We start from the raw sequence: 23,099 nt of genomic DNA, 5'->3' as shown, positions 1-23,099 counted from the left end.
GGCACTCAGATCCTGAACGCCTCGCGTGCCTCGATGAACTCGATGTTCTGGCCGGCCGAGGGGTCGACCACCTTCTTGCGGAAGATCGCCTTGGTCGGGCGCCGGTAGAAGAACTGCGAGGACGTCTGGTACCAGACGCTCCACTGCGCCCCCAGGTTGAAGGCCACGACGTAGGTGAAGGACACGTGTTCCGGGCGCGCGTAGTTGATGCCGGTGCGCCCGTTCGCGAATTTCTGGTCCAGGCGTCGCTGCACGCCGGCGAAGTAGTCGGCCTTCGAGAGGGTCCCCGTCAACTGGATCTGGACCGGGTCCGCCACCAGTGGCCGCCCGAGGTCCGACAGGCGGGTCAGGTCGGTCAGCGCGGCGGGCGTCTGGAACGTGGGGCGCGTGGCCGAGTCCTGCGCCGTCGGGCTCTGAAGCGAGTTGCCGTGATGGAACTTGTAGGAGCCGTCGTCCATCTTGTTGACCACGAGCTGGCACCCTTGCATCTGCGCCGTCACGAACAGCGAGATGTTCGCCAGTTCGGCCTGCGGGATGTGCACCGAGTGAATCTCGCCCAGGCCCCACGGGATGTAGACCACGTCGCCATTCACGTCGGGCACGATGCTGAGGTTCATCGTGCCGCCGTTCGGCGTGATGGCCAGGGTGGCCCGGGCATGGGTGAAGGCGTGGGTTCTCTGGTCGCCATTCACCGCCGGATGGGGCCGCACGACACCGATCGCGTTCTGAACGCCGAGCGACGCGACGCGCGTCGTGCGAAACATCAGGTCTGTGAGGGGCATCCCGCGTTCTCCCGTGGCGTGGGCCGCGCCGCATCGCCAGGAGGCACGTCGACGTCGGCCGGTGGTTTCGTTTTTCGAGACGGTGCGAGGCTACTACACATCGACGGCATTTCGAGGACACCCCCCGGGAACGGGGCCCCGCGCCATCCCGATCACACATCCCGCTTCCCGGCCCCCGCCACGGTGGCCCGCAAGCCGTCCAGGTCGAGCACCCGCAGGCCGCCGTACTCGACGCGGATCAACCCTTGTGCCGCGAGGTGTGTCAGCGCCTCGTTGACGCGCTGCCGCGACAGCCCCACGAGGTACGCCAGTTCCTGCTGCGTGATGCGCAACACGTCGCCCACGCCCGGGTACAGCACCGGGTTGAACAGCGCCGCGAGGCTGCGCGCGACGCGTGCGTCCGGGTTGTTGAGCCGGTCGATCTCGAGCGCCGCGATGAACTGCCCCAGCCGTTCGTTGAGCTGGTTCATCACGAAGCGGTTGAAGCCGATGGAATGGTCCAGCAGCCAGTGGAAGCTCTCGATCGGCAGGCCCGCGACCACGCTGCGGCGCAGGGCCTGGATGTTGTAGCGGTACGGCTCGCGTTTCATCACCGTGCCCTCGCCGAACCAGCCGCCCGGCGGCACGCCGGTGTAGGTCACCGTGCCGCCGTCGGCGCGGTCCGTGCTCATCTTCAGCAGGCCCTCGACCACACCGAACCAGAACGTGGGCGAGCGCCCGATGCGGCACACGAGGTCGCCGGGCTCGGCCTCGCCCACCACGAGGTCGGCCTCCGCGCGGCGGCGTTCGGCGGGGGTCAGCGCCGGCAGCCACGGGATGCCGGCGAGTTCGTCGGCGGTGGGTGGACGGGCGCGGTCGCGGATGGAATGGCCACTCGACTGCATCGGGAAACTCCGGGGAGGGCTGTCCCTAGGATTGTCGTCGCAACGACAAATCGGCGTCAAAGTGAAGCCTACGATCCGGCCATCGTGGACACACTCCAACCCACCTTCCCGCGCCTGCTGATGGCCCATGCCCGGGCCCGGCCCGAGGCCCCCGCCATGCGCGAGAAGGACCTCGGCATCTGGCAGACGTGGGGCTGGGCCGACGTGGCCCGCGAGGTCCGCGAGATCGCTTGCGGCCTCGCGAGCCTCGGCTTCAAGCCCGGCGACAACCTCGCCGTGGTGGGCGCGAACCGCCCTCACCTCTACATGGCGATGGTCGCGGCACAGAGCCTGCGCGGCGTGCCGGTCCCGCTGTACCAGGACGCGATCGCGGGCGAGATGGTGTTCATGCTCGACGACGCCTCCGTCGAGTTCGTGATCGCCGAGGACCAGGAGCAGGTCGACAAGCTCCTCGAATGCCGCGAGCTGCGCCAGGACGGCGCGCCGCCGCTGCGCCACATCGTCTACGACGACCCGAAGGGCCTGCGCCACTACGCGCAGGACGGCCTGCTCGGCTACGACGCGCTGCGTGCGCTGGGCCGCACGTACGACGAGGCCCATCCCGGCTTCTTCGACGCAGCCGTGGCCAGCGGCGAGCCCGGCGACGTGGGCGTGATCCTCTACACCTCGGGCACCACGGGCCGGCCGAAGGGCGTGTGCCAGACGCACGCGAGTTTCATCGCCGCGGGCCGCGGCGGGGTCGAGACCGACCGGCTCGGTCCCGGCGACAACATCATGAGCTACCTGCCGATGGCCTGGGTCGGCGACCACCTGTTCTCGGTGGCGCAGTGGCTCGTGGGCGGCTTCACGCTGAACTGCCCCGAGTCGTCGGAGACGGTCACGAACGACATGCGCGAGATCGGCCCGAGCTACTACTTCGGTCCGCCGCGCACCTTCGAGGGACTGCTCACCGCGGTGTCCATCCGCATGGAGGACGCGGCCCGGCCGAAGCGCTGGCTGTACGCGAAGTTCATGGCGCTGGCCCGCCGCGTGGGTGCCGACCTGCTCAACGGCCATCCGGTGGCCCTGGGCGACCGGTTGCTGTACGCGCTCGGCGACCTCGTCATCTACGGCCCGCTGCGCAACGTGCTGGGCATGAGCCGCATCCGCGTCGCCTACACCGCGGGCGCCGCGATCGGCCCCGACCTGTTCCGCTTCTACCGCTCCATCGGCGTGAACCTGAAACAGTTCTACGGCCAGACCGAAACCTGCGCCTACGTGTGCCTGCAGCAGGACGGCAAGGTCAAGCTGCAGACGGTGGGTGCCGCCGCGCCCGGCATGGAACTGCGCATCGCCGCCGACGGCGAGGTGCTGGTGCGCGGCGTCTCGGTGCTCAAGGGCTACCACCGCCGGCCCGACGCCACCGCGGAGGTGCTCGACGCCGAGGGCTACTTCCACACCGGCGACGCCGGTGTGCTCGATGCCGAGGGGCACCTGCGCATCATCGACCGCGCGAAGGACGTGGGCCGGCTCAACGCCCCCGACGGCGCGTGCGCAGGCGCCCTCTTCGCCCCCAATTACATCGAGAACAAGCTCAAGTTCTTCCCGCAGATCAAGGAGGCCGTGTGTTTCGGCCACGGCCGCGACGAGGTCTGCGCGTTCATCAACATCGACAGCGAGGCGGTGGGCAACTGGGCCGAACGCCGCGGCCTGCCCTACGGCGGCTACGTGGACCTGGCGACCAAGGCGGACGTGCTCGACCTCATCGCCGACTGCATCGGGCAGGTCAACGCCGACCTGGCGGCCGAACACGGCATGGCCGAGACGCAGATCTCCCGCTTCCTCGTGCTGCACAAGGAACTCGACCCCGACGACGACGAGCTGACCCGCACCCGCAAGGTCCGCCGCGGCTTCATCGCCGAGAAGTACGCGGTGCTGGTGGACGCGCTGTACGCGGGCCGGCCCGAGCAGTACATCGAGACCCAGGTCAAGTTCGAGGATGGCCGCACGGGCCTGGTCCACGCGACGCTGAAGATCGTCGACGCGACACGGTTCCCCGCCGTGAGGGCCGCGGCATGAACGGCGGCCGCCCCATCGGCGAGGTGGTGCTCGACGTGCAGAACATCTCGCTGAGCTTCGGCGGCGTGCGAGCCCTGAGCGACATCAGCTTCGACGTGCGCGAGCACGAGGTGCGCGCCATCATCGGCCCGAACGGCGCGGGCAAGAGCTCGATGCTCAACTGCATCAACGGGGTCTACACACCGCAGCAGGGGGCGATCGAGTTCCGCGGCCGCACCTTCCGCCACATGAACTCGCGCCAGGTGGCCGAGATGGGCGTGGCCCGCACCTTCCAGAACCTGTCGCTGTTCCAGGGCATGAGCGTGCTCGACAACCTGATGACGGGCCGCAACCTGCGCATGCGCTGCAACCTGTTCCAGCAGGCGATCCGCTGGGGCGCGGCCGAACGCGAGGAGATCCGCCACCGCGAGTTCGTCGAGCACATCATCGACTTCCTCGAGATTCAGGCGTTTCGCAAGACCCCCGTGGGCCAGCTGCCGTACGGCCTGCAGAAGCGCGTGGACCTCGGCCGGGCGCTGGCGATGGAGCCGCAGGTGCTGCTGCTCGACGAACCCATGGCCGGCATGAACGTCGAGGAGAAGCAGGACATGAGCCGCTTCATCCTCGACGTGAACGACGAGTTCGGCGCCACCATCGTGCTGATCGAACACGACATGGGCGTGGTGATGGACATCTCCGACCGGGTCGTGGTGCTCGACTACGGCCGCAAGATCGGCGACGGCACGCCCGACGAGGTGCGCCACGACGAGAACGTGATCCGGGCCTACCTCGGGGTGGCGCACTGACATGGGCTTTTTCCTCGAGACCCTCTTCGGCGGCCTGATGGTCGGCATGCTGTACTCGCTCGTCGCCCTCGGCTTCGTGCTGATCTTCAAGGCATCCGGCGTCTTCAACTTCGCCCAGGGTGCGATGGTGCTGTTCGCGGCACTCGCGATGGCCCGGTTCTCCGAATGGATCCCGCAGTGGACCGGCATCGAGAGCCGCTGGTTCGCCAACGTCGCCGCCTTCGTGGTGGCGGGGCTGATCATGTTTGCCGTGGCCTGGCTCGTGGAGCGCCTGGTGCTGCGCCACCTCGTCAACCAGAAGGGCGCGACGCTGCTGATGGCCACGCTGGGCATTGCCTACTTCCTCGACGGCGCGGGCCAGACGCTGTTCGGCAGCAACATCTACAAGATCGACATCGGCATGCCGAAGGACCCGATCTTCCTGCTCGAAGGCATGTTCCAGGGCGGCATCCTCGTCAACAAGGAGGACCTGTACGCGGCACTGATCGCCGCCACGCTGGTCGCCGCGTTGTCGCTGTTCTTCCAGAAGACGGGCATCGGCCGCGCGCTGCGGGCCGTGGCCGACGACCACCAGGCCGCGCAGTCCATCGGCATCCCGCTCACGCACATCTGGGTGATCGTGTGGTGCGTGGCCGGTGTCGTCGCGCTGGTGGCAGGAATGATCTGGGGCAGCAAGCTCGGCGTGCAGTTCTCGCTGACCACGGTCGCGCTGCGCGCACTGCCCGTCGTGATCCTCGGCGGGCTCACCTCGGTGCCGGGCGCCATCATCGGCGGCCTCGTGATCGGCGTGGGCGAGAAGCTCTCCGAGGTGTACCTCGGGCCCTTCGTCGGCGGCGGCATCGAGATCTGGTTCGCCTACGTGCTGGCGCTCGTGTTCCTGCTGTTCCGTCCGCAGGGGCTGTTCGGCGAAAAGATCATCGACCGGGTCTGACCATCATGTTCTACCGCGAGAACGGCCAGTTCAAGACCACGTACCGGGCCGACCAGCAGGTCTTCCCGATCCTGCAGGACCGCGTGGCGATCTGGGCCCTGCTCGCTGCGGCCTTCGTCGTCGTGCCGTTCCTGGCCAGCGACTACCTGATGCGGGCCATCCTGATCCCGTTCCTGATCATGTCGCTCGCCGCGCTCGGCGTGAACGTGCTGGTGGGCTACTGCGGGCAGATCTCGCTCGGCTCGGGCGCCTTCATGGCCGTGGGCGCGTACGGGGCCTACAACATTTTCGTCCGGATCCCCGGCATGCCGCTCGTCCCCGCGCTGCTGCTGGGCGGGCTGTGCGCCACCGCGTTCGGCATCCTGTTCGGGCTGCCCAGCCTGCGCGTGAAGGGTCTGTACCTCGCGGTCGCCACGCTGGCCGCGCAGTTCTTCAGCGACTGGATGTTCCTGCGCATCAAGTGGTTCACGCTCGACACGCCGTCCGGTTCCGTGTCGGTGTCGAACCTGCAGGTGTTCGGCCTGCCCGTCGAAAGCGCGGCCAGCCGCTACGTCTTCTGCCTCGCGGTGCTGGTGGCGATGGCGGTGCTGACGAAGAACCTCGTGCGCGGCGCCATCGGGCGCGAGTGGATGGCCATCCGCGACATGGACGTGGCCGCCGCGGTGATCGGCATCCGCCCGATGCACGCGAAGCTGAGCGCCTTCGCGGTGAGCTCCTTCATCATCGGCGTGGCCGGCGCGCTGTGGGCCTTCGTGTACCTGGGCGCGTGGGAACCCGCCGCCTTCTCGGTGGACCTGTCGTTCCGCCTGCTGTTCATGGTGATCATCGGTGGTCTCGGCTCGATCATGGGCAGCTTCTTCGGCGCCGCCTTCATCATCGTGCTGCCGGTCGTGTTGAACCAGGTGCTGCCCGCGCTGGCGGGCCTCGTCGGGGCCGAGATCTCCACCGTGGGCATCTCCCACGCCGAGCTGATGCTGTTCGGCGGCCTCATCGTCTGGTTCCTGATCGTCGAGCCGCACGGGCTCGCCCGCCTCTGGTCCACCGGCAAACAGAAGCTGCGGACCTGGCCTTTCCCCTACTGACCTTCCACTTCCAAGAGGAGCAGCCATGAACCTTCGGACTCTGACGGTGGCCACGGCCCTGGGCCTGGTGACGGCGGGCGCGTTCGCCCAGGCGAAGCAGCAGTTCGTGCCGGTGCTGTCGTACCGCACCGGGGCGTACGCGCCGAACGGGGCGCCGTGGGCGAACGGCTACGTCGACTACCTGAAGCTCGTGAACGAACGCGGCGGCATCAACGGCGTCAAGCTGCAGTTCGAGGAATGCGAGACCGGCTACGACACCGCGCGCAGCGTCGAGTGCTACGAGCGGCTGAAGGACAAGAACGGCGGCGCCTCGTTCGTGCAGCCGTTGTCCACCGGCGCCACGTTCGCCATCACCGAGAAGGCGCCGGTCGACAAGATTCCGGTGGTGACGGTGGGCTATGGCCGCAGCGAAAGCGCCGACGGCACCGTCTTCAAGTGGAACTTCCCGATCGCCGGTACCTACTGGGTGGCCGCCGACACCATCATCCAGGCCATCGGCAAGAAGGAAGGCGGGCTCGACAAGCTGCGCGGCAAGAAGATCGCACTCGTGTACCACGACAGCCCGTACGGCAAGGAGCCCATCCCGCTGCTGCAGGAGCGCTCGCGCATGCACGGCTTCGAACTGACGCTGCTGCCGGTCACGGCGCCGGGCGTCGAGCAGAAGGCCACGTGGCTGCAGGTGCGCCAGAACCGGCCCGACTACGTGCTGCTGTGGGGCTGGGGCGTGATGAACTCCACCGCGCTGAAGGAGGCCCAGGCCACCGGCTACCCGCGCGAGAAGATGTACGGCGTGTGGTGGGCCGGCGCCGAGCCGGACGTGAAGGACGTGGGCGAAGGCGCCAAGGGCTACAACGCCGTCGCCATGCAGCACGGCGCCGAGCCGCAGTCCCAGTTCGTCAAGGACGTGCTCGCGAAGCTGCACGCGAAGAACCTCGGCACCGGGCCGAAGGAGGAAGTGGGCCAGGTGCTCTACATGCGCGGGGCGATGAGCGCGATGCTGGGTGTCGAGGGCGTGCGTGCCGCGCAGGAGCGCTTCGGCAAGGGCAAGACGATGAACGGCGAGCAGATCCGCTGGGGCCTCGAGAACCTGAACCTCACGCAGGCCAAGCTCGACGCGCTCGGCTTCGCGGGCGTGATGCGTCCCATCAGCACCTCGTGCGTGGACCACATGGGCGCGGCCTGGACCCGCATCCACACCTGGGACGGCAAGGCCTGGAAGTTCAGTTCCGACTGGCTGCAGGCCGACGAGCAGATCCTCAAGCCCCTGGTCAAGAGCACCGCCGCGAAGTACGCGTCGGAGAAGAAGCTCACGCCGCGCACGCCGGCCGACTGCCAGAGCTGACACCATGAGCGCGGCAGCCAGCACCGTCCTCCATGTCAATGGCATCGAGGTCATCTACAACCACGTGATCCTCGTGCTCAAGGGGGTGTCGCTGAAGGTGCCCGAGGGCGGCATCGTGGCGCTGCTCGGCGGCAACGGGGCGGGCAAGACGACCACGCTCCGGGCCGTCTCCAACCTGCTCGCGGGCGAACGCGGCGCGGTCACCAAGGGGTCCATCGAGCTGTGTGGCGAACGCATCGAGGCGCTGTCGCCGTCGGAGCTCGTCAAGCGCGGCCTCGTGCAGGTGATGGAGGGGCGGCACTGCTTCGCCCACCTCACCATCGAGGAGAACCTGATGACGGGCGCCTACACCCGCACCGACGGCAAGGCGGCGGTGGCCACCACGCTCGAGAAGGTCTACAGCTACTTCCCGCGCCTGAAGACACGCCGCACCTCGCAGGCGGCGTACACCTCGGGCGGGGAGCAGCAGATGTGCGCGATCGGCCGCGCGCTGATGGCCAACCCGCGCACGGTGCTGCTCGACGAGCCGTCGATGGGCCTCGCCCCCCAGATCGTCGACGAGGTCTTCGGCATCGTGAAGGACCTCAACGAGAAGGAACGGGTCACCTTCCTGCTGGCCGAGCAGAACACCGCGATGGCGCTGCGCTACGCCGACTACGGCTACATCCTGGAGAACGGCCGCGTGGTGATGGACGGCGAGGCGAAGAGCCTGCGCGAGAACGCCGACGTGAAGGAGTTCTACCTCGGCATGGGCGGTGCGGACCGCAAGAGCTTCCGCGACGTCAAGAGCTACAAGCGCCGCAAGCGCTGGCTCGCGTGAGGCCGCCATGGGCGAGTTCCACGACACCCTCGAATCGCGCGACCCGGCCGAGCGCGAACGTGCGCTGCTGAGCGCCCTGCCCGGCCAGGTGGCGTTCGCGCAGGCGAATGCCCCGGCCTTCGCGGAGATCCTCGCCGAGGTGGACGCGGCGGCCGTGGTGTCGCGCGAAGCGCTCGCCCGCCTGCCGGTCACGCGCAAGTCGGAACTGCTCGCGCTGCAAATTCAGCGCCGTGCCGGCGACCCGTTCGGTGGCTTTGCCGCCGTCACGCGCGGCCCCGCCATGCCGCGGGTGTTCGCGAGCCCCGGCCCGCTGTACGAACCCGAGGGCGTCCACGCCGACCACTGGCGCATGGCCCGCTCGCTGTTCGCCGCGGGCTTCCGCTCGGGCCACCTCGTGCACAACAGCTTCAGCTACCACATGACCCCGGCCGGGGCCATGATGGAATCGGGCGCACGCGCCCTCGGCTGCTCCGTGTTCCCGGCCGGCACCGGCCAGACCGAGCAGCAGGTGGAGGCGATGGCCGACCTGCGGCCCGACGGCTACATCGGCACGCCGAGTTTCCTGAAGATCCTGCTGGAGAAGGCGGCCGAACTGAACAAGCCGCTGCCCTTCCTCACGAAGGCCCTGGTGTCGGGCGAGGCCTTCCCGCCCAGCCTCCGCGACTGGATCGCCGCCCACGGCGTCCAGGGTCTGCAGTGCTACGCCACGGCCGACCTGGGCCTCATCGCGTACGAGACCGAGCCCCGCGAGGGCCTGGTGCTCGACGAAGGCGTGCTGGTCGAGATCGTGCGCCCCGGCACCGGCGACCCCGTGCCCGACGGCGAGGTGGGTGAAGTGGTCGTCACGACGTTCGACCGCACCTACCCGCTGGTGCGTTTCGGCACCGGCGACCTCTCTGCGATCCTCCCGGGCCCCTGCCCGACCGGCCGCACCAACCGCCGCATCCGCGGCTGGCTGGGGCGCGCGGACCAGACGACCAAGGTGCGCGGCATGTTCGTGCACCCGGGCCAGGTGGCCGAGGTGGTGAAGCGGTTCCCCGAGGTGGCGCGGGCGCGGCTCGTGGTCGAGGGCGAGATGGGAGCGGACCGGATGACCCTGCGGGTGGAATGCGCGTCGCCGCCCGTCGGCCTGGAACAGCGTGTGGCGGACGCGTTGCGCGAGGTCACGAAACTCCGCGGCGAGGTCGTGGTGGTGGGCCCCGGCGAACTCGCCAACGACGGCAAGGTGATCGAGGACGCGCGAAGCTACCGTTGACCGCTCAATGCCCTCCCAGTTCGACGAGCAATTCCAGGCGCGGCGAGAACGTCCACAGCTGGACACAGATGCCGTCGCACTCGGTGTCCGTGATCACCTCCGGCAGGTCGTCGCCGTCGACATCGACGTACTGCTTCGGCCGGTCGGGCAGTTCGCCGAGGTGGCGCGCCGACTCCCCGTCCACCAGGAAAACATGGTGCCGCCGTGCTTCGGAGAACGCATCCACCACCCGCCTGCCCGGGACCACGACCAGGATGCGCCCCCCTTCGGCGGCGGCCACCGCGCGGGCCGAACCCACGGCTCGGCCTGTCACGGTCCGAGAGAGTTTCGTGTCGGTCGCGAGCAAGGCCCTCACCGCCGACTGCTCGGCGGCCGTGGCGGCCCGTTCGGTCCACCGCACATGGTGAGGGGACGACACGGTGAACAGGCCATAGACCCAGTGGTCGGGCTTGGATCCGGGGCCCTTCACCGACAAGCGGAGCCCGCCACCTTCATGGCCCGCTTCGGCAGGGGGCAGGAACTCCACCCGGCAGGTGAACGGCGTTCCCTGGGGCAGCAGGTGCACCGGGAGCTGCGCCCGGCAATGCCTGGCGAGGGCCGTCGCACCTTCCCGGCTCTTGAAGAACACGTGGGTGTCGGCGACCGATGGTGAGGCCCAGGCAGCGAATACGCCATCACGGCCGCTCAGGCTCTCCTTGGGCTCCCCGGCGAGCCCGGTGGCCGCCACGGACAGCAGGCCGAGCGCGATCCACGGGCGAAGAACACGACAGCGGGCGATGTGCATGAGCCGGTCCTTTTTCTCTTCACAGCCCGCAGCCGTCCAAGTCCTTGTTCCGCACGGAGTCCAGCGTCAGCTTCACCCGGTAGCGGTAGGTGCCGACGTCGACGCGCAGTGTCGCGTGGTCGAGGCCGTAGTAGCTGTCCCGGGCCTGGTAGCGATAGAACTGGTGTTCGGCGTCGATCAGCGTGAGCGCGCCGTGCCGAGGTGGGGTGACGACCTCGGAGCGGATGGGGACCAGCGTGCCCTTGTGCTTCATGACGCCATCGCCGTGTCGCGAATGCCCCGGTGGCGGCGGGATCAGGTCGGTCACCAGCACCATGTTGATCGCCGAGCTCGGGTCCATGTCGTGGCCCTCGACGGCCAGGCATCTCGACAGGGTCTTCATGGCGGGGCGACCCGCTTCGGCCTCCGGGTGGGCGGCGGCGAGCAGCGGGACGATCAGCCAGGCCATTCGGTTCAGCATGGAGCGATCCTTCTCGTGCCGGTCAGCGCGAATCCGCGAGCCCCGGCATCCGCATCTTGCACCGGATGCCGCCCGGCAGTTCCTGCTTCGCATTGTCCATGTCCACGATCGCCCCCCCGCGGCACCATCGAACGAACCGGGACCGCCCCGCGCCGTCGCGCACGCCTCACCGCGTCGCCCCTGGACGTTCGCCCGGATCCGGGTCACGACCCCACGGGTTCAGGGAAAGTCCTCATGCGGGCTGAGCGTTGGTTCGCCGCGACGCTCTGGTCGACGCCCGCTCATCCGGCCACGAACGAGTTGCCAGTGGCCTGCGCGGACGGCTTTGAAACGGACACGGCGATGCAATGCGATGATGTCGCTTTGGAACCGCTACCAAACCGCCATGTCCTCGCCTGCCCTCCCGGAGCCCGCCTTCACGATCGACGCGCTGTACCTGTACCCCGTGAAGGCCTGCGCCGGGGTGCCGGTGGATCACCTGGTGATCGACGGCGATGGCGGTGCGGCGGGTGACCGCCACTGGGCCATCGTGAACGCCCGCGGTGATGTCACGTGGCAGGGCGACCACCCTCGCCTTGCGCTGGTCCACCCCCAGTTGACCGACGACGCCCTCGTGCTGACCACGCCGGGCATGGCACCGGTCCATGTGCCCACCACGGGCCCCCTGGCGCCGGTGCACGTGACGATCTGGAACGAGCGCGACCGCCGCGCGGAGGTGTTCGAGGCCGAGGACGCGGGCAATGCCGCGGCCGCATGGCTCACCCGCGTGACGGGGGCGCTGCTGCGCCTCGTGCGGCTCGGCCACGCGGCTCGCCGCCGCGACACGGTCAACCGCCTGCACCTGACCACGCGGGCGTCGGCCGACGCGGTGGACCGCCACCTCGCCGAGGCCGGCGGGCCGCCCGCGGACCCGCGGCGCTACCGCCCGAACGTCGTGCTGCGCAGCGACGCCGCGGCCTTCGAGGAAGACTTCCTGCAGGCCTTGGACGGGCCGGCGGGCCGCATCGAGATGACGGCGCCGTGCGTGCGGTGCGTGGTGCCGAACGTGGATCCGACGGATGCGTCCGTGTCACCGCGCACGCTCGAAGCGCTCACGGCGCTGTCCGCGGCGCACCACCCGGGCAAGCCGACGACCTTCGGCGTCTACGGGCGCGCGAAGCCCGGCACCCGCTTCGCGGTGGGCGACGTGTTCAGCGGCGAGTTCGCGTTCTGACGGCGGAGCGCATCAGCCGACGGTCGCGAGCTTCCACTTGTTCTCCGGCGTCTTGCAGGCCGTGAGGTTGCTCGACTTCTGCGGCCGCTTCTTCGCGTAGACCGTCATGCGGACCTTCCGGCACGGCAGGCCCTTCACGGACGGCGCCGCACCGAGCGGCTTGAAGCTGCCGCCGGACCCGGTGGCCGGGTTGGACCAGTCGACGGGTTGACCATCCTCGGCGGCCACCGCCTTGGCGGCGGCGGAGAGGAACAGCTGCAGGTCCTCGTCGTCGTACACCTCGGCCGGCGTGTTCTTCAGCAGCGCCACCCAGCCGGAGGCCTGGGCCGACAGGACCCCGCCGCACAGCAGCAGCGCGGCGACGGCGAGACGGGACGAAACCTTCATGCGAAGCACCCCTGGAGTCTGATGGAATGGCCCAGTCTCGGGGGATCCACCCAGGGTGTCAACCGGCCGCCTCCCGTATCCTGCCGCGCATGAACCGACCCGGTGTCCTGATGCCCTTCGCCGTCGCGGCGTCCGCCCTCCTCGCCATCGCCGCCGCACCGTGGGCGCTCGGCCAGCCGTGGCTCGCGTTCGTGTTCAAGCCGCTGACCACGGTGCTGCTCATCGGCCACGCACTGTCGCGTGGCGACGGTCCGCCCGGGATGCGCCGCTGGCTGCTCGCCGGCCTCGTGGCCTCGCTCGCGGGCGACATCGCGCTGCTGTGGCCGCAGCAGGGGTTCGTGCCCGGCCTCGTGTCGTTCCTGATCGCCCACCTGTGCTACCTGGTGGCGTTCACCCGCGACACGCCGCTGCTGCGTGCCGCACCTGCCGCGTTCGCGGCCTACGCCGTGGTGGCGGGCGCCCTGCTCGTGGTGCTGTGGCCCGGTGTGCCGGGCCCGCTGCATGTGCCGGTGCTCGCGTACGTGGTGTGCCTCTCGGCGATGGCGGCCCAGGCCGCGGCGCGGGCCCTGCGGGTGCGGCAGCCGCTCGCCACGCTGGCGGCCGTGGGCGGCGCGCTGTTCGTGTGCTCGGACGCCCTGCTCGCCTTCGACCGCTTCAAGGCCCCGCTGCCGGCGGCGTCGCTGCTCGTGCTGGCCACCTACTGGGCGGCGCAGTGGTGCATCGCGTCGTCGCTGCCCTCCCGTCCCGCGCCGCTCAGCGCAGGTGACGCCGCACCTGCTCCAGGAACTGATCGAACGCGAACGGCTTCGTGAGGTAGCCGTTGGCCCCGGCCGACACGGCCTCGTCGCGCTGGTCCGACAGGGCGTTGGCCGACAGCACCACCACCGGCGGCATCGCCACCTCCGGGCCGGTCCGCAGCGCACGCAGCACCTCGAGGCCCGCCATGCCGGGCAGCTGCATGTCGAGCAGCACGAGGTCGGGCGTGTCGGTGCGGGCCATCATCAGCCCGGTCTCGCCGTCGTCGGCCGTCACCAGTTGCACCTCGGGCCAGCGCGCGAGCAGCTCCTTCACGAGCAGCACGTTCACCGGGTTGTCCTCGATGTAGAGCACGCGTCCGCGCGGTGGCGGCAGGTCGTCGACCCCGGCCACCGGCCCGTCGGACGGCGGGATGCCCAGCACGTCGTCGACGAGCCGCAGCAGCCTCGCCCCGCTGCGCAGCACCTGGTCGACCCGGTGGGCCTGCGTGGCGGGCAGCCGGTCCGACCGGTCGTTGGCGATGAGCCGCGCGAAGCCCAGCACGGCGTGCAGCGGCGTGCGCAGTTCGTGGCTCACGCGGGCCAGCACCTCGCAGCGGCTCGGTCCCGCGGTGTCGGCGGTCTCGGCAACGGGTTCGGTGGCGGATGCCGGGCGGATCACGCCCACCATGCGCACATCCTGTCCCGTCTCGCCCATGTCCATGCGGCCGGAGACTTCCACATGGCGCACCTTGCCGTCGGGGCGGATGACCCGGAAGCGTTCGACCCAGGGCTGGCGCGTGACGCGGGCGTGGGCGGCCGACTCGCGCAACCGCGCGTGGTCGTCGGGATGCACCACCTGCTGCACGTCGCGCGTGGCCACACCGCCCGACGCGTCGCCGGACCAGCCGTGCAGCGCGAGGCTGTGCGGGTCGAACGCGAAGGCATCGTGCCGCATGTCCCATTCGAAGAGGCCCACGCGGCCGGCCGCGGCCGCACGTTCCCAGCGCGAACGGGCCACGGCGCGGCGGGGACGCCCCGGCAGCAGCACGAGGCTCACCATCGCCGCGATGAACAGGGCCGAGGCGGCCGCGAACGTGCGCCGGAGCCAGCGCACGGGCTGGTCCAGGCGCTCGGAGAACGCCAGGGCGCCGGCGCCGCCTTCCGGCAGCGCCGCGTCGATGCGGCGCAGCCAGGTGCGGCGTTCGCGGTCGGTGAACGGGCCGGTGTCGGTGTCCCGCGCCTGGAGCTGGTGGACGATGCGGTCGAGCGTCAGCGTCGCCTCGTCGGCGTCGTTGCGCAGCGCGACCGTCCCCGCGAGCGCGTCGGTGCCCCGCATCACGCGGTACAGGCGCAGCACGCTGCCGACGTCCTGCTCCGGCACCCGGGCCTGCAGCAGCGCCTGGCGCAGGGCGTCGGTGTCGCCACCGCCCGCGTCGAGGGCCTGCCGCACCGCCACCGCGCCGAGCGGTGCCGCGAGTGCGGCGCCGGCGCGGCCCAGGTCGGCCTGGCGCCCGGTTTCGAGGTGGTCACGCAGCCGCCGAGCCGCATCCTGCAGGGCCGCCGTGCTGGCGATGTCGGCATTCAGGTGCGCCCGGATCGCGCTGGCCATGTCGACGCAGGCCGTCGCGACGAGCACGAACACGAGGCCGGCCATCGCGGCCAGCCGGACGCGGAGACCGGATTGGAGGAAGAGTTTGGGCATGCGCATTCGGGAAGTGGGCGAACGGAGCGGCCGTCACTTTCCATGGGACCTCGTGACGACCATCCCCCGAACAGGCGGGAGGATCGCCTCTTCTTCGGGTTTGTGCGCTTGATTCCGGCAGGCGAGGCCACGATTCGTGGCCGGTTGGCCTACCGGAGGGCGCCCTGCCCGTTGCGCCATTCCCGCGGCGTCTGCTTCATCGCCCGCTTGAACGCCCGCGAGAACGCCGACTCGTCGGCATACCCGAGGAGCCGGCCGATGTCGCGGATGCCCAGCGTGGTGGCGCGCATGTAGTCGCAGGCCAGCACGGTGCGCACGTCCGCCAGCACCTCGGTGAACGACGTGCCCTCGTCCTGAAGCTGGCGGCGCAGCGTGCGGGAGCTCTTGCCCATCGTGGCGGCCGCCGACTCGAGGTCGGGCAGCGTCTTCGGCCGGCGCAGCATCAGGCGGCGGAGCGCGGTGGCCGTGCCGGCGCGCTCGCGCATGCGGGCGAGCAGCACGTCGCACTGGGTCTCGCAGATCGCGTGCGCCTCGCTGTGGGCGTGGCGCATCGGCTGGTCGAGAAGCGACGTGCGGAAGCGAATCAGGGACTCGGGCTGGTCGAAGCGGACCGGGCAGCCGAACACCTCGTGGTACCGGTCTCGCAGCTGGGGATCCGGGTAGGCGAAGTGCACCTGCTCGAAGTGCCGGCCGGGCCCGATCATGCGGCGGGCGGCGCCGGCGAACATCGCCAGGTCGCGCTCCATGAAGAACGCCCGGGTCTTCGCGCTGACGAGAGGCGGGTCGCGGTCGATCACCACGACCTCGGACATGCCGTCACCCGCGTCGCGCAGCGCCACGCCGAAGTACGGGCGCAGCAGCGCGGCGAAGCGGATGCGCTCCGAGATGGCCGCCCCGACGGTGTCCGACGACAGGATGGTGTACCCGACGATGCCGTTGTCGAGCTGCGTCAGCAGGTCGGTGTAGAGCAGGCCCAGTCCGCGCTGGGGAAACGTCGTCAGCACGTGGTCGATCCACGCAGCGGACTGGCGGAACGGCAGGGGGGTGTCGTTGGCGGCGTCGGCCGGCAGGCCGAAGGCGGCCATCGTGGGCGAGACGTCGATGCCGAGGCGGCCGAAGGCCTCGACGACCTTGGTGACCTGGATTCCGGGAACCGTGTCCCACGGCTCGGCCGTGGCGATCTCTGTCGGATGCGTCGGCATGTCAACTCCCTCCCTGGTGTGACGAACCCCGAGCGTACCAGCCCTTTCAGGCCATGCGGTAGGATCCGACGCGCTTCCGGCCCCCGAGTGTCCTTCCGCAACGGGCCGGCGAGACCTTCGCGAACCCGCCGCCCATGACCACCCCTTCAGATGGCCTCGCCGCCGTGCCCAATGCACGTTCCGGTCCTCCCCTGCCTCCCGGCCCGTTCGCAGGATTTCTCGCGGCCATCCTCGCCGTGGTCCTCATCGCCGCCTTTTCCTACAGCGCCCAACAGGCGAACACCGACGCCGCCGGGCAGGTGACCCACACGCTCGAAGTGCAAGCGCGGCTCGCCGGCGTTCTCTCGCAGGTGAAGGACGCCGAGACGGGCCAGCGCGGTTACCTGCTCACGGGACAGGAAAGCTACCTGGATCCGTACCGCAACGCGCGCGCCGGCCTCGATGGTGAACTGGAGGCGCTGGCCCGCCTGACCGGCGACAACCCGACGCAGCAGCGCACCGTCGGCCAGTTGAGCGAACTCTCCCGTCTCAAGCTCCTGGAACTGGAAGAGACCATCGCGCTGCGGCGTGCCGGCCAGGCCGAAGCGGCCCTGACGATGGTGCGCACCGACCGTGGCAAGGCGGTCATGGACCAGATCCGCACCCTGGTGCTGGACTTGAGGAACGAAGAGCAGCGCCTGCTGGCCGAGCGTCAGGAGACATGGCGGCAGGCCACTCGATTCGCCTCGTACGTCGCGTGGGGCGGCTCGGGGCTGCTGCTCGTGCTGATCCTGGCGGCCGCGACGATGACCTCGCGCGATTACCGCGCCCGCGAGGCCCAGAACTGGCTGCGCTCCGGCCAGATGGGCCTGGCGTCACGCATCCAGGGCGAACAGGGGCTGGCGGCGCTGGGCGAGAAGGTGCTCGCATTCCTGGCCCGGTACCTGGGCGCCCGCGTGGGGACGGTGTACGTCGCCGGGGAGGACGGCCGGTTCCGGCGCGTCGCCGGCCATGCGGCGGCCCCCGACACGGTCGCCCGCGGCGAAGGCCTGCTGGGCCAGGCCGCCAAGGACGGGCAGCCGCTGCACGTGCGCGACGTGCCGGATGGCTACCTGCCGGTGGTGTCGACCCTCGGTCGCGGCCGGCCGGCCGAGCTGCTCGTGGCCCCGGCCATCGCCGACGGCACCGTGCACGCGGTGGTCGAACTCGGCTTCCTGCGCCCGGTGCACCCGGACGACAAGGAGCTGCTGGCCCGCGTGGCCGAGATGCTGGGTGTCGCCGTGCGCTCGTCGCGCGACCGCACCCGCCTCGAGGAGCTGCTGGAGGAGACCCAGCGCCAGGCCGAGGAACTGCAGGCGCAGCAGGAGGAGCTGCGGGTGAGCAACGAGGAGCTGGAGGAACAGTCCCGTGTGCTGCGCGAATCGCAGGCACAGCTCGAGTCGCAGCACGCCGAGCTGGAACAGTCGAACGTGAGCCTGGAGGAACAGGCGAACCAGCTCGAACGCCAGAAGAGCGAGCTGTCCCTCGCCCAGGTGCAGCTGACCGACAAGGCCGAGGCGCTGGAGCGCTCGAACCAGTACAAGAGCGAGTTCCTGGCAAACATGAGCCACGAGTTGCGCACGCCGCTCAACTCCACGCTGATCCTCGCGACGCTGCTCGCCGACAACAAGCCGGGCAACCTGACGGAGGAGCAGGTCAAGTTCGCCCGCACCATCTCGTCCGCCGGCAACGACCTGCTCGCGCTCATCAACGACATCCTCGACCTCTCGAAGATCGAGGCCGGCCAGGTCGAGGTGATGCCCGAGCCTGTCCCCGTCGCGCGCACGGTGGACTCGCTGATGGCCGCGATGCAGCCCGTGGCCTCGCAGAAGTCGCTCGCCTTCGACGCCGTCGTGGAGCCGGGTGTGCCCGACCGCCTGCACACGGACCCGCAACGCCTCGGCCAGATCCTGAAGAACCTGCTGTCGAACGCGCTGAAGTTCACCGAACGCGGTGCCGTCTCGATGCGCGTCACCGCGCGGCCCGACGGCCAGGTGGCCTTCGCCGTGCGCGACACCGGCATCGGCATCGCCCCGCAGCAGCAGGGCCTGATCTTCGAGGCGTTCCGCCAGGCCGACGGCAGCACGCACCGCAAGTACGGCGGCACGGGCCTCGGGCTGTCGATCTCGCGCGACCTCGCCCGCCTGCTGGGCGGCGACATCTCGGTGGAAAGCACACCGGGCGAAGGCAGCCAGTTCACCCTGACCCTGCCCGCCGAGTACCCGGGGCCGGCGGCCGGCCGCCCGGACCGCACCCCGTCGCCGCCGCCGCCCGTGGTGCCCGCCGAACTTCCGCCGCCCCCGGCGCGCGACGACAGCGCCCCGGAGGACGACCGCGAGCGGCTGAGCCCGGCCTCGAGGCTGATCCTCGTGATCGAGGACGACCCGCGGTTCGCGGCCATCCTCCGCGACGTCGCGCACGAGCTGGGCTTCCAGTGTGTCGTGGCCCCCACCGCCGGCGAAGGCCTGCAGGCCGCCGCCACGTACCGGCCGAGCGCGATCCTGCTCGACGTGAACCTGCCGGACCACTCGGGCCTCGGCGTGCTCGACCAGCTCAAGCGGTCGGCGACCACGCGGCACATCCCGGTCCACATGATGTCCGTGACCGACTACCGCCAGGAGGCGCGCGGCCTCGGTGCCGTGGGCTACGCGCTCAAGCCGGTCAAGCGCGAGGAACTCGCCGAGGCCTTCCGCCGCCTGGAGGAGCGCTTCACGCAGAACACGCGCCGCGTGCTCGTGGTGGAGGACGACGCCCGCCAGCGCGAGAGCATCCGCCTGCTGCTGGACCACGCCGACGTGCAGATCACCGACGTGGCGAACGCGGCCGACGCGCTCGCGCAGCTGCAGGCCACCACCTTCGACTGCGTGGTGATGGACCTGAACCTGCCCGACCTCAGCGGCTACCAGCTGCTCGAGCGCATGTCCGAGCAGGACGACGTGTCGTTCCCGCCCGTCATCGTCTACACCGGCCGTTCGCTCACGCGCAACGAGGAGCTGGACCTGCGCCGCTTCTCGCGCTCGATCATCATCAAGGACGCCCGTTCCCCCGAGCGGCTGCTGGACGAGGTCACGCTGTTCATCCACCAGGTGGAGTCCGCCCTGCCCGCGGAGAGCCAGCGCATGCTGAAAGCCGTGCGCGACCGCGACGCGGCGCTGGAAGGCCGGCGCATCCTCGTGGTGGAGGACGACGCGCGCAACATCTTCGCGCTGTCGAGCGTGCTGGAGCCCCGAGGCGCCACCATCGAGATCGCCCGCAACGGCCGCGAGGCGCTGGAGGTGCTGGACCGCGGCCTCGGCGGCACGGGCCCGGCCGCCGACCTCGTGCTGATGGACATCATGATGCCGGAGATGGACGGCTTCACCGCGATGCGCGAGATCCGCAAGCGCGAAGGGCTCAAGAAGCTGCCCATCATCGCCCTCACCGCGAAGGCGATGAAGGACGACCAGGAGAAGTGCCTCGCGGCCGGCGCGAACGACTACATCGCCAAGCCCCTCGACGTGGAGAAGCTGCTGTCCCTCGTGCGGGTGTGGATGCCGCGCTGACCTGCCATGAACGACCTGTCCAACGACGACGTCCTGTCCCCGCCCCCGGGTTCGCCCCTGTGGCTGCCGGACTTCCTGTTCGGCGCCGGCACGGCGGCCTACCAGATCGAAGGCGGCGTGGCCGAGGGCGGCCGCGTGCCGACCATCTGGGACACGTTCTGCGCGCGCCCCGGCGCCGTGCGCAACGGCGAGTCGGGTGTGGTGGCCTGCGACCACTACCACCGGTGGCAGGACGACATCGACCTCGTCGCCTCGCTGGGGCTCGACGCCTACCGCCTGTCGGTCGCCTGGTCGCGGGTGATGCGGCCCGACGGGTCGCCCAACGCCGCGGGCCTCGACTTCTACGAACGCATCCTCGACCGGCTGGCTCACCACGGCATCCGCGCGTTCGTCACGCTGTACCACTGGGACCTGCCGCAGCACCTGCAGGACCGGGGCGGCTGGCTCAACCGGGACACGGCCTCGCGCCTCGCCGACTTCGCGGACGTGGCGAGCCGCCGGCTGGGCGACCGCGTGGCGGCGTGGGCCACCGTCAACGAACCGTGGTGCGCCGCGTGGCTGGGCCACGGCAGCGGCGTGCACGCGCCGGGCCTGGCCGACGTGCGGTATGCGGTGGAGGCCATGCACCACCTGCTGCTGGGCCATGGCCTGGCCACCGCGGCGCTGCGGGCCAACGGTGCGGCCCAGGTGGGCCTCGTCACGAACGTCACGGCCGTGTCCGCCGACAGCCAGAGCCCGGAGGACCGCCAGGCCGCGCGCCTGGCCGGCGCCTGCTGGAACCACTGGGTGCTGGACCCGCTGCTGCTCGGCACCTACCCCGAGGCCCTGCAGGAGTTGTGGCCCGGTGTGTCACCGTCCGTGCGCGACGGCGACATGGCGCTGATCTCCACGCCGATGGACTACATCGGCATCAACTACTACTTCCGCGCGAACGTGCGCAGCGACGGCGCCCACGGCTACGCCGACAAGGGCCTCGACCGCGTCGAGCGCACGGTGATGGGCTGGGAGGTGTACCCGGCCGGCCTGCGCGACCTGCTCATCGGCTTCAAGGGCCGGTACCCCGCGCTGCCGCCGGTGCACATCACCGAGAACGGCATGGCGAGCGACGACGACACGGTGGTGGACGGGCGCGTGGACGACGCCCAGCGCGTGCGCTACCTGCAGCGCCACCTCGTGGCCATCGGCCAGGCGATGCGCGCCGGCGTGGACGTGCGCGGGTATTTCGCGTGGTCCCTGCTGGACAACTTCGAATGGGTGGAGGGCTACGCCAAGCGCTTCGGCATCGTGCACGTGGACTACGCCACCCAGCAACGCACCCCGAAGGACAGCGCCCTGGCCCTCAAGGCGCTGATGGCCGCCCGCCGCAAGGTCAGCGGCCGATTTTCCTGAGCGAGTCGCGCGGCACGAAGGTGGGGGGAAAGTCGCGCGCGATGGACAGTTCCTTGCCGTAGCACTGGTTCACGAGCAGCCGGCAGGCGTTGAGGCCCATCTCGCCGATGTGCGTGTCCACCGTGGTCAGGCGGGGCCGCAGGTAGGCGCCCATGTCGGTGTTGTCGTAGCCGACGACGGACACGTCTTCCGGCACCGACTTGCCCGCCACGCCGAGCTTCGAGATGGCGGCCATGGCCATCTGGTCGTTCGCGCAGAAGAGGCCCGTGAACTTCGTCTTGCGCCCCAGCAGCTCCTCGGTGGCGGCCCAGCCGCCCGGCGCCGTGAAGTCTGCGTGCACCACAGGGATGGTGTCGGAGTCGATGCCCGCGGCGCGCACGGTCTCGAGGAACCCTTCCAGGCGCTGGCGGTTGTCCTGCGCGTGCGCGAGGCCGGAGATGACCGCAAGGCGCTTGTGGCCGTGCTCGAGCAGTGCCCGGGCGGCCAGCGCGCCGCCCAGCCGGTGGTTCACCGTGAAGCTCTGGGTCTTCATGCCCTTGACCTCGCGGTTGATGATCGCCACGTGCTTGATGCGCTGGCGGATCGCGAGGTAGTCGGCGTCGCGCAGCTCGTTGCTGGCGATGATGATGCCGTCGCACTCGCGGTCGGCGAGGAACTCGGCACTGCTCAGCGCCTGCTGGCGGGCGTCCACGTCGCCGATGCCGTTGACCGCGACCATGTGGCGGCCGTGGCGGCGCAGTTCGCCGTCGATGGCGTCGAGCATGGGGCCGTAGAACGGGCCGCGGAAGTCGGGCACATAGACGCCGATGGTGCCGGTGCTCTGCAGAGACAGGGCGCGTGCCACGTTCGACGGGCGGAAGCCGAGTTCGGCCGCGGCGGCGCGCACGCGCTCGGCCGCCGCGGCTGAGAACGAGCCGGTGCCCGAGATCACCCGCGATGCGGTCGCGACCCCCACTCCGGCCAGTTGAGCCACGTCTCTGATCGTTGCCATCTTGTGTGTTCGTTCGTGTTGTCTTGTCCGGGGGAATGATATCGGGCCGGCCCGGCTGCCCCGCGCGACGCATCACCCGCAGGCGCGGGCGACCCGCCAGGTGTCAGGGCGTGGTGCGCGCGGCCACCACCTTGCCGGTGCGCGACTCGAACTCGCACTGGTAGTCGAAGGCGATGAGGCTCATGCCGGGCGCCCGCTCGACCGAGCCCTGCCCCGTCATGCCGGAGCGGCCGTTGGGTGCGGGCCGCAGCCGGCGCGAATCGGAGCCGAACGCGATGCGGCCGACGCGCGGGTACTTGCCCTTCAGCACGGCGGCCACGGCCGATTCGCAGGCCTCGGGCGACAGCGTGGACAGGTCGGGCTGCCACGCGGTCTCGGGGCTGTCGGTGCGGGCCGGGCCCAGGTCGCGGAACACGACACCCGACGTGGTGCCGGCCTTGATGTTGTAGGCGCAGCTGTAGCTGAACGGGCGCGGCCCGCCGGTGCCGCCGCGGTAGCTGCCCTCGCCCTTCACGTCGGTTTCCTCGTCCACCGGGGGCGCGACGACCTGCTTCGCCCGGTTGAACTGCACCTGGCGCGCGTCGTCGCCGCGCATGTGCTTGACGGTCTCGGTGACGGCGGCTTCGCAGCGTTCGCCGGCCGCGTCGCGGGGAGACGGGTCGGCGGCGAAGGCGAGGTGCGGCATGGCGGCGAGCAGGGCCAGGGGCAGGAAGGGTCGGATGTCCATGCGGTGAA

The 23,099-nt window shown here is 70.3% G+C and carries 20 protein-coding genes; 11 read left to right on the top strand and 9 right to left on the bottom strand.

All coding sequences use genetic code 11. The annotated features are described in order from the left end of the window. Positions 1–5: 5 nt before the first annotated feature. Both A4W93_RS14740 and A4W93_RS14735 read right to left on the bottom strand, forming a co-directional pair. A complete protein-coding gene (locus A4W93_RS14740) occupies positions 6–782 on the bottom strand; it encodes a hypothetical protein (protein ID WP_085751317.1) in 777 nt (258 codons plus the stop codon). A gap of 152 nt (positions 783–934) precedes the next feature. Continuing rightward, on the bottom strand, positions 935–1,666 hold the full coding sequence (locus A4W93_RS14735) for a Crp/Fnr family transcriptional regulator (protein WP_085751316.1): 732 nt from the start codon (positions 1,664–1,666) through the stop codon (positions 935–937). An 84-nt stretch (positions 1,667–1,750) separates the two neighbouring features. On the opposite strand from A4W93_RS14735, the gene A4W93_RS14730 reads away from it, so the two are divergent. Genes A4W93_RS14730 through A4W93_RS14700 form a run of 7 tightly spaced genes read left to right on the top strand, consistent with a single transcriptional unit; the run spans position 1,751 to position 9,939 of the window. Beyond that, the gene (locus tag A4W93_RS14730; protein WP_085751315.1) at positions 1,751–3,724 is read left to right on the top strand and encodes an AMP-dependent synthetase/ligase; all 1,974 of its coding nucleotides are present in this window, start codon (positions 1,751–1,753) and stop codon (positions 3,722–3,724) included. Further along, positions 3,721–4,509 carry an ABC transporter ATP-binding protein gene (locus A4W93_RS14725; RefSeq protein WP_085751314.1) on the top strand — a complete coding sequence of 263 codons (789 nt, stop codon included), beginning with the start codon at positions 3,721–3,723 and terminating at the stop codon, positions 4,507–4,509. Before A4W93_RS14730 ends, A4W93_RS14725 begins: the two co-directional genes overlap by 4 nt. Position 4,510: 1 nt before the next feature. Beyond that, a complete protein-coding gene (locus tag A4W93_RS14720; protein ID WP_085751313.1) occupies positions 4,511–5,440 on the top strand; it encodes a branched-chain amino acid ABC transporter permease in 930 nt (309 codons plus the stop codon). Between the two features lie 5 nt (positions 5,441–5,445). After that, positions 5,446–6,522, top strand: a complete 1,077-nt coding sequence (locus A4W93_RS14715; RefSeq protein ID WP_085751312.1) for a branched-chain amino acid ABC transporter permease — start codon at positions 5,446–5,448, stop codon at positions 6,520–6,522. A gap of 25 nt (positions 6,523–6,547) precedes the next feature. After that, the gene (locus A4W93_RS14710; protein ID WP_085751311.1) at positions 6,548–7,864 is read left to right on the top strand and encodes an ABC transporter substrate-binding protein; all 1,317 of its coding nucleotides are present in this window, start codon (positions 6,548–6,550) and stop codon (positions 7,862–7,864) included. A gap of 4 nt (positions 7,865–7,868) precedes the next feature. After that, positions 7,869–8,684, top strand: a complete 816-nt coding sequence (locus A4W93_RS14705; RefSeq protein WP_085751310.1) for an ABC transporter ATP-binding protein — start codon at positions 7,869–7,871, stop codon at positions 8,682–8,684. 7 nt (positions 8,685–8,691) lie between these two features. Then, the gene (locus tag A4W93_RS14700; RefSeq protein WP_085751309.1) at positions 8,692–9,939 is read left to right on the top strand and encodes a phenylacetate--CoA ligase family protein; all 1,248 of its coding nucleotides are present in this window, start codon (positions 8,692–8,694) and stop codon (positions 9,937–9,939) included. A 4-nt stretch (positions 9,940–9,943) separates the two neighbouring features. On the opposite strand, the gene A4W93_RS14695 is transcribed toward A4W93_RS14700, so the two are convergent. Continuing rightward, positions 9,944–10,723, bottom strand: coding sequence for a hypothetical protein (locus A4W93_RS14695; protein ID WP_085751308.1), 780 nt, complete (start codon positions 10,721–10,723; stop codon positions 9,944–9,946). Between the two features lie 19 nt (positions 10,724–10,742). Continuing rightward, positions 10,743–11,183, bottom strand: coding sequence for a hypothetical protein (locus tag A4W93_RS30055; RefSeq protein ID WP_169726546.1), 441 nt, complete (start codon positions 11,181–11,183; stop codon positions 10,743–10,745). Between the two features lie 385 nt (positions 11,184–11,568). Here A4W93_RS30055 and A4W93_RS30050 point away from each other — a divergent pair, with 385 nt between their 5' ends. Then, on the top strand, positions 11,569–12,396 hold the full coding sequence (locus tag A4W93_RS30050) for an MOSC domain-containing protein (protein ID WP_169726545.1): 828 nt from the start codon (positions 11,569–11,571) through the stop codon (positions 12,394–12,396). Between the two features lie 12 nt (positions 12,397–12,408). Here the strand turns inward: A4W93_RS30050 and A4W93_RS14685 are convergent, their stop codons facing one another. Further along, positions 12,409–12,783, bottom strand: coding sequence for an RT0821/Lpp0805 family surface protein (locus A4W93_RS14685; RefSeq protein WP_085751306.1), 375 nt, complete (start codon positions 12,781–12,783; stop codon positions 12,409–12,411). A 110-nt stretch (positions 12,784–12,893) separates the two neighbouring features. On the opposite strand from A4W93_RS14685, the gene A4W93_RS14680 reads away from it, so the two are divergent. Next, positions 12,894–13,595, top strand: a complete 702-nt coding sequence (locus A4W93_RS14680) for a lysoplasmalogenase (protein ID WP_169726544.1) — start codon at positions 12,894–12,896, stop codon at positions 13,593–13,595. Here the strand turns inward: A4W93_RS14680 and A4W93_RS14675 are convergent. Further along, positions 13,537–15,222 carry a response regulator gene (locus A4W93_RS14675; RefSeq protein WP_169726543.1) on the bottom strand — a complete coding sequence of 562 codons (1,686 nt, stop codon included), beginning with the start codon at positions 15,220–15,222 and terminating at the stop codon, positions 13,537–13,539. The genes A4W93_RS14680 and A4W93_RS14675 overlap by 59 nt on opposite strands. 149 nt (positions 15,223–15,371) lie before the next feature. Then, positions 15,372–16,424 (bottom strand): AraC family transcriptional regulator, encoded by a 1,053-nt coding sequence (locus A4W93_RS14670; RefSeq protein WP_085751304.1) that lies wholly within the window; start codon positions 16,422–16,424, stop codon positions 15,372–15,374. A gap of 134 nt (positions 16,425–16,558) precedes the next feature. Between A4W93_RS14670 and A4W93_RS14665 the strand changes: the two genes are divergently transcribed. Further along, positions 16,559–19,984, top strand: a complete 3,426-nt coding sequence (locus A4W93_RS14665) for a response regulator (RefSeq protein WP_085751303.1) — start codon at positions 16,559–16,561, stop codon at positions 19,982–19,984. Between the two features lie 6 nt (positions 19,985–19,990). Beyond that, complete coding sequence (locus A4W93_RS14660; RefSeq protein WP_085751302.1) at positions 19,991–21,373, top strand: GH1 family beta-glucosidase; 1,383 nt, start codon at positions 19,991–19,993, stop codon at positions 21,371–21,373. Here A4W93_RS14660 and A4W93_RS14655 read toward each other — a convergent pair. Both A4W93_RS14655 and A4W93_RS14650 read right to left on the bottom strand, forming a co-directional pair. Next, the gene (locus A4W93_RS14655) at positions 21,354–22,364 is read right to left on the bottom strand and encodes a substrate-binding domain-containing protein (protein WP_085751301.1); all 1,011 of its coding nucleotides are present in this window, start codon (positions 22,362–22,364) and stop codon (positions 21,354–21,356) included. The genes A4W93_RS14660 and A4W93_RS14655 overlap by 20 nt on opposite strands. Positions 22,365–22,467: 103 nt before the next feature. Beyond that, positions 22,468–23,091: a hypothetical protein gene (locus A4W93_RS14650; RefSeq protein ID WP_085751300.1), complete on the bottom strand. Its 624-nt coding sequence runs from the start codon at positions 23,089–23,091 to the stop codon at positions 22,468–22,470. Positions 23,092–23,099: the final 8 nt, after the last annotated feature.

This window comes from Piscinibacter gummiphilus, from assembly GCF_002116905.1.
Classification (GTDB): domain Bacteria; phylum Pseudomonadota; class Gammaproteobacteria; order Burkholderiales; family Burkholderiaceae_C; genus Rhizobacter; species Rhizobacter gummiphilus.
The sequence above is the reverse complement of the archived record's forward strand: the minus strand, read 5'-3'. Positions and strand labels throughout refer to the sequence as shown.